At 42.9% G+C, this 6,615-nt stretch carries 6 protein-coding genes; 5 read left to right on the top strand and 1 reads right to left on the bottom strand.

Translation table 11 applies throughout. The features are described from left to right. Positions 1-403: 403 nt before the first annotated feature. Complete coding sequence (locus tag B5F35_RS17175; protein WP_087242807.1) at positions 404-676, bottom strand: hypothetical protein; 273 nt, start codon at positions 674-676, stop codon at positions 404-406. A 270-nt stretch (positions 677-946) separates the two neighbouring features. Here B5F35_RS17175 and B5F35_RS17170 point away from each other — a divergent pair, with 270 nt between their 5' ends. The 5 genes from B5F35_RS17170 (at position 947) to B5F35_RS17155 (ending at position 6,176) form a co-directional block, all read left to right on the top strand. Continuing rightward, positions 947-1,276, top strand: coding sequence for a hypothetical protein (locus tag B5F35_RS17170; RefSeq protein ID WP_087242805.1), 330 nt, complete (start codon positions 947-949; stop codon positions 1,274-1,276). Positions 1,277-1,292: 16 nt separating this feature from the next. After that, a complete protein-coding gene (locus B5F35_RS18570; protein ID WP_140401277.1) occupies positions 1,293-1,547 on the top strand; it encodes a hypothetical protein in 255 nt (84 codons plus the stop codon). A gap of 120 nt (positions 1,548-1,667) precedes the next feature. Next, a complete protein-coding gene (locus B5F35_RS17165) occupies positions 1,668-4,175 on the top strand; it encodes a hypothetical protein (RefSeq protein ID WP_087242803.1) in 2,508 nt (835 codons plus the stop codon). Between the two features lie 130 nt (positions 4,176-4,305). Continuing rightward, positions 4,306-5,367, top strand: coding sequence for a hypothetical protein (locus B5F35_RS17160; RefSeq protein ID WP_140401276.1), 1,062 nt, complete (start codon positions 4,306-4,308; stop codon positions 5,365-5,367). After that, positions 5,340-6,176, top strand: coding sequence for a helix-turn-helix domain-containing protein (locus tag B5F35_RS17155; protein WP_087242798.1), 837 nt, complete (start codon positions 5,340-5,342; stop codon positions 6,174-6,176). The genes B5F35_RS17160 and B5F35_RS17155 overlap by 28 nt, the downstream gene beginning before the upstream one ends. Positions 6,177-6,615 lie beyond the last annotated feature (439 nt).

Here is a 6,615-nt window from a genome sequence, read left to right as displayed (position 1 = left end):
GCAGTTGACCGACCGCAACTTTATTTTACCAGAAGGTTTTTTCATTATATAATTTCTTTTACTCTCCCCGGCCTAGCCGGGGGTTGTCGTTTCGCTAAAGCATATTAACGCAAAAACCCCGCAAACCTTACGGCTTGCGGGGATTTCTGGAGCTGGCAATGTGACTCGAACACACGACCTGCTGATTACAAACCGAATTCAATACCCTTCAATATGGTGGAAAGGGCGTCTTCAGGTTTTTTCACAACGTTTGAAACATCAGTTGGCACTGCTTTCTTATGATGTTTTTACCTATTTGCTTTCTCATGTGAGTCAAAGATTTCTATTTTTTAGACCATAATATTAACATTTCTAATGCTTTCAATGCCTATTTCATTGGGGAACTGATAATGTGCAAACAGATTCACTTTTTTCTGTTGGCTATCTGAATGGTTTTCGTAGAAGCTTTTGGCTCCAAACCTATTTCAGGCTTTACCACAGGTTTTACTGCCGCCAACTGACGGGCCAACTCATCTTGAGAGTGAACTGCGATTTTGCGCAATGTCCGATAATAACCAGCATCCTGTGCAGGATAAATCCGTGAAGGGATAATAGCCAAACGAGCAGTCCGCTGCTGTTCGGCCTTACGCATTTTTTTGCTTATCATGGCAATACGCTGTGCTTTCGTAAGGTACAACGGTACTCCTCCTTATGATGTGTCCTGAAGACATTATATCCTGTTTTGCTTGGAAGCGCAATCTCTCTTCTGTAAAAAAAGTGAAAAGTTGATGTTGAGAAAAAAGAGTGTAGAAGAAAATACAGGGAAAATATAGGGGAAAGATAGTGAAACAGAAAAATAGAGGTAGTAAAAAAGGAGAAAATCTTATATAATAAATTCAGACATTTTTACTTGTTTTACCCAAAAAAGAAAAATTTTTTATTACTGTTTGACACGGGAGGGGAAAACATGCATGCGGATTTTTATACACGGGAGAGTCCCAGTCAGAAATTAGGAGTGAAATATTTAGATGATATTCAATTAACAAATAGCTTCCCAGATTGGAAAGCTTTGTTTGCGCGGATTGAAGAGCAGAGGAAAATCGCCCTGTATGCATCCACTCATTACAAGATTTGCGACAGTGGACGTTTTCCTCAGATGTACGATAATATTTATGCGATTTTGGGTGGGAGAAGGAACTGGAAAAAGTTCTGTGGCGTTGACAATACGGCAAAAAATGATTACCAGCGATTGTACGGATATTCTTCTGCCTATTATTACTCCGGAGGTTATCAGTGAGCAGGAATGCTCCATCTTGGGCTGGGTGCTTTCTGCTACGGAAACAGTTCTTCATCAGTTAGAAAATCGTATGAAACAATTACACACCTTTTCTCAAGGAAAAATGCATGGCAGCTCTTTTTTGGATGAATTTTTTCAGGATTGCCAGTTTCAGCGTGAAAATCCGCTCTGGAAAAAATATCGGGAGCTTTTTAAGAAAAGTGTTCAGACAAGCGGAGACTTGCGAACAATGGAATATTCTGAAGAGGACGCTACGCTGTTCCGTATGTAGCGTTCCAAACGTCAGTATCAATTGATTCAGGATCTCAATCTTTTTTGGCAGCAATTGACGGATTGCTGGATGCGTACTAATGGGGAATTTGCCAGTTTGAGTGGATTGGATATATCTTCTGTGAAATATCCACTTATTATCCTTGTGTTTGATGACATCGATCTGGTGCCGGAACGAAGCATGGAACTGCTGAACATTACTTTTCAATATTTTACAAATCCCAATATTGTTATTTTGATCACGGCGGCCGAAAAAACCCTGAAAGAAGTCATCCGTTTGAAGATGTTGGACAGGATGGTAAGTTCAGAAGCAAAATCACTGCTGATCGATGTGTTTCCAAGGATCGAGGTGAAGCAGGAATTTAGCTATCAGTCAGAGCGTTTTGCATCCATTGAGAGAATGTCGGATGAATTTTATAATAAGGTTATTCCTCCTTCAAGCCGCTACTATCTCAATCGCTATACCAGTATTTCGGAAAAACTTTTATATTCCTATTCAAGCATAGAACAATCTTTTATTGCACCGCAGGGTGTCCTTTCCACCCCGTTGGATCAATTTTTGATTGGGCAGGTGAATCGTCTGCTGAAAGCTTTTGATAAGGGAAAAGCTGAAAATCGGGAAAATTTTTTGGTCGACCGTACACAGGAGAACAAGTTTCGCACCTGTTTGATGCTGTTTGGGAATAAAAGCCGTAATATTGCAAATGGCTGTCTTGAAATCTTAAATGCGGTAAACCGGCTCGTTGCTCTGTCCAACCATACTTCTAAAACCGGTAAGTGGACACATGAGGATAGTCTGGAAATTTACCAGACGCTTTACCATCTTACACAAGCCCTGATGCTCTCCAATTCCGCTTTAAGATATGTGTCCAGAGAGAGGGAATTGATTTGCCTGGTGGGAAACGGTATGCGGATTCTGATACAGTATCCGTTTATTTGGGAGGAGTACCAAAAGGAAAGACAGGAGATTCTGGATGAATTCTTTGATAAGGAAAACGCTCACAGTAATACATTGCAGATACAGAGAAAATTTAAGGAAGCACAAAAAAGAGCAGCGTCTCTGCTGATGCTTTCGTTTTTCGTTGAAGGTTTACTGCAAACAGTTCAGTCCCCAACGATCCGTTTGCATGGAGAGCAGACACTCAGTAAGCTTGTCAATGCGGATGTGATATGGGAGGGAAACTCCCCGACTGAGCAGACGCTTTTTCCACGATACAAAAATGTACAGGACTTTATGGATTCCTTTCCTCGTGTGCTGGAACATTTGGATCAGTATGTGGGCGTGGATCTGTATAGCTTTTCTTTTGCGGAAAAATATTTGGAAGACCTCTTTCTGTATCGTCGGGAAACAACACATGAAGCGTTTCTTGAAATTTTGCGAAAAGAAATCCCGTATAACCAGCGCTGGGTGGCAAGCGTTTTTTTGGAAATGAGTGTTCGATATAGTGGATTTTCTCTTTTGAAAGAAGATATGTTTCAACTTTCAGATGAAATGCGGCGTGTTTTCCAGCTATTTTCCTTTACCGAAAATATTATGGAGGAAAAAGAGCGGGAAATTGAAGCTTTTTTCTCCAGCAGCAACCTATTGCAGCAGAGTACAAAGCTGCTGGACTATTTTGAAAAACAACTACTGGCCCATTCACAGGAAAGCAGCTCTTTGCCCCACATATTGTTTTCAGAGAAATCAAATGTTCCCCAGGCTGGGGATCCGATTACCATCTGGAACGATTATTTCAGCGCAATTAAAAAAGAAGAGAAAAACTATTTTACATGGTTTCTTTCTCTTTATTTGCGGTCCCGCTGGAATGATGCGCAGGAAACCTATTCCGGCGCACGGGATTATTTTGGTGATAAAATCTTGAGCCTTGCTTATACACTTTCCGGATTTATTGATTCGCTTCTCAATAGCATTTTCCATTCTCTCAAAAACAAGATGCTGATTGTCAGCACGAAATCACGTTTGCAGGAATTGCTGCAGTACGTCGAACAAATTGACAGTACAACGGAACAGATCCGTATTCTTCATGGACGTTTTCTGATTCAGCTGCGTCGGCTCCTGCGCGCAGCGAAAGACAAAGAAGTAATCCAGTTTCCAGCTGCACTGTTTTTGGATTATATGTTTCATCTGAATGTTGAGATAGACAAATACCAGATGGGTTCTTTCACCGATTATGCCTATTTGGATATGCCTGATTTATTGGGATATTACAAGGCTGTGGAATATCTGGTCATTGCACACATGCCGGAAAGCGGGCAGGAAAAGGAGGTGGGGAAATGGCTTATTTGCCCTGCTGCCGCCTTTGTTCTGGATATCAATCTTCTGGAAAATCTGTGGCCGTTCTATTTTGCGGCCCAGATTCTGCTGGAAGCGGAGGAACAAGGCAAAAATGATTTGTATCGCAGGGAGAAGGCTGAAAATCAGCAGGCTCCGCTTCGCAAGCTTTATGACCAGCTTACCAGCAGGCTTGCGAGCATCCATATCAATCCGGATAATTGCTTTACCGCGGCTCTTCCCAGGGAAAAGCCAAAAAAGAATCTCACAGGGTTAGAGAGACTGATGCAGATAACCCAACAAACTATGGCGGAACAGTTTGTTGAAATGGTGAAGGAGAACCAGCAAAATGAATAGGAAGCAGAGAGTGGCTATGATTGTGAAGCTTCTTCTGCTGCCTTTTACACGCGAGCCTTTCCAGCAGAAGGATCTTCTGCTGGAAAAGGCAGTGGCATATCAGAAGCTGCTGATCAGCGATAATCTGAGCATGGAAGAAAATCTTGCGGCTTGGGAACGGGTAAGAAAACGTTTGATTGCTTCCATTGAAGATGAGATCAAGCCGGACAAGCTCAGCGAGATGAGTGAACTTCTGGAGATGTTCTATCCTGAACGGACGTTGGCACAGATAGCCGTTCAGACGGAGGCGCGGAACAGACGCGGCGGTTTGGAATCATACTATTTTGATGTAATTTTGCGTTTGGCTGTGGAGTTTGTCGCATTGCGTGACGGGCGTGTTTCCCTGAAATTATGGGAGGACAACCTCAAGAGAAGCAGCAATTTTTTCCCGCAAAGCAGTGGTTTGTACAAAGTGGAGCTTTGGAGTGAAATTGCACGGACCGTTACACCGGATCTCTTTATCGCGGGGTATTTTGTCCGCACCGGCATTCGGGACCCCGGACAGTTGAAAAATCTGCCTGACCATGTTTTCCTGAGTGATTCCCTGATGGCGCGCATCAATGCGCAGGGAATTGCCGAAACGCATCTGCACTTCAGTGCAGGAATGAGCTATCTCTCTGTCTGGGAAGCTGTTACAGATCCTGCCGCTCTCCGTATCACAAGCGCCAGATCCCTTTTCCAGCAGCATCAGAAAGAGGAACTGCGGGAGCATCGGTGCCTGATTTTAGCCGGGTGGCTTCGGCTGATGATGGCAAAATATCTGCAGATTACACATCAAGCGCAGCTTCAGCGGGAAAAGTGTGCGGATATGCCAGAGTTCTTCTTTTTCGATCTGCGGAAGGAACAGGACTATCTGGAACACAGTATTCTTCGATATGTTTTGGGAAACAGGGAAGAAGCAGGCAACATGCAAGAACTACTGACAATTTTAGAAAGAAAAAACGAAAGATGTCTGTCCATTTTGTATTCTGACTATCAGGTTAGCCACGCACACAAAGCACTTGATGTCCTTATGCGGGGCCTTTATGCTTCCTATGCGTATTTGGGAACCTCTCCTGAATTGCTCCTTTTATTTTTTGCTTTGCATCACATTCAACCCAGCTCTCAGAAACAATTAAAGAACAGATGGGACTCGATGTTATTTGGGGAGTAGGCGGCAAAGCCTCCGATATTCACGGATACCATATGTCCTATCTGCAGGCCAGAGAAGCGTTGAAATATAAGCTTCTGCGCAATCGGACTGTATTTTTCTGTCAGGAAACCAGCACCAGACAAGGAGATTTTCAATACCCTCACGATGAACTGCAAACTTTCTACAACTCCATATTGTCAATGGACTCCAATAAAATGCAACTTTCTCTCCATGTGATCACAGAGCAGATAGAAAAGGCTCCGACACTCTTCATTGGAACAAGCCTTTTCTATGATATCCTCAATACCGCCATGAAAGCCTCTCTTGAGCTGGACCATAGTCTTGGAAATGTGTTTCATCTTTTTCCTGAGCTAAGCGAAAAAGATGAGATTCAAAGCCCAGCTGAAATTCTTGAAATGGTCGACTCCATGATGCAAAGACTCATTACTCATGTGAAGCAGACAGTTTCTGCAGAGGTAACGGTAAAACCTGAAAATGTTACGATAGAGTCCATTCAGCAATATATAAACAACAATTTCAGCGATCCAAATTTTTCTCTTCAGACACTTGCTGGTTATTTTGGAATGTCAATGTCAAATTTGAGCCACTATTTCAAGAGCCACACTGGGATCAGTCTTTTCGATTATCTGACAGAAAAAAAGATCGCATACATAAAAGAACTTCTTGTCACAACGGACGATACTATCAATGATATTGTGCAAAAAATGGGCTACATGCATCCATCCAACTTTATCAAAAAATTCAAAAATATTGTTGGAATGACGCCTGGAAAATATAGGGAAACATATAAGTTCTCTCAAAATATTTAAGGCAACGCCAACACAATTCACGCCTAACGGCTGAGGGGACGGATCTCGCCTAAATTTTCCGGTGACTGTATCATCGCCTTAAAAATCAATGGAACAAACTCTGATGATTCGACCGGCTGGGATATGTATCGCACATGGTATTCCGGCCGGTCATTCACATTTTGTCCCCCACCGACCCACGCCGTGATCCGCATGGGAACCAGTTTCTAATTCAGCAGGTAGTGTGTTCGAGTCACATTGCCAACTCCAAGCAAAAACCACACAGGAAAGCCGTTCGATGGTTTTCGGTGCGGTTTTTCTTTTTGTTTCATTTGAGGATTTGTTAGTAACGTAAGCGTCAAACGTAACGGCGCATAGACAATCCCAGCTCAGAGATGATTCTCAGAGCTGGGATTGTCTCGTCATTTTACTTTACACGTCTCCGGAGCCTTCCAGGGGA

Origin of the sequence: Anaeromassilibacillus sp. An200 (assembly GCF_002160025.1) — a bacterium.
In the GTDB taxonomy this organism is placed as follows: Bacteria; Bacillota; Clostridia; order Oscillospirales; family Acutalibacteraceae; genus Caccousia; species Caccousia stercoris.
The sequence above is the reverse complement of the archived record's forward strand: the minus strand, read 5'-3'. Positions and strand labels throughout refer to the sequence as shown.

Coding starts and splice junctions, on each gene's coding strand:
- B5F35_RS17170 (WP_087242805.1), top strand. CDS start 947: ATGCATGCGGATTTTTATACACGGGAGAGTCCCAGTCAGAAATTAGGA.
- B5F35_RS17160 (WP_140401276.1), top strand. CDS start 4,306: ATGGAAGAAAATCTTGCGGCTTGGGAACGGGTAAGAAAACGTTTGATT.
- B5F35_RS17155 (WP_087242798.1), top strand. CDS start 5,340: ATGGGACTCGATGTTATTTGGGGAGTAGGCGGCAAAGCCTCCGATATT.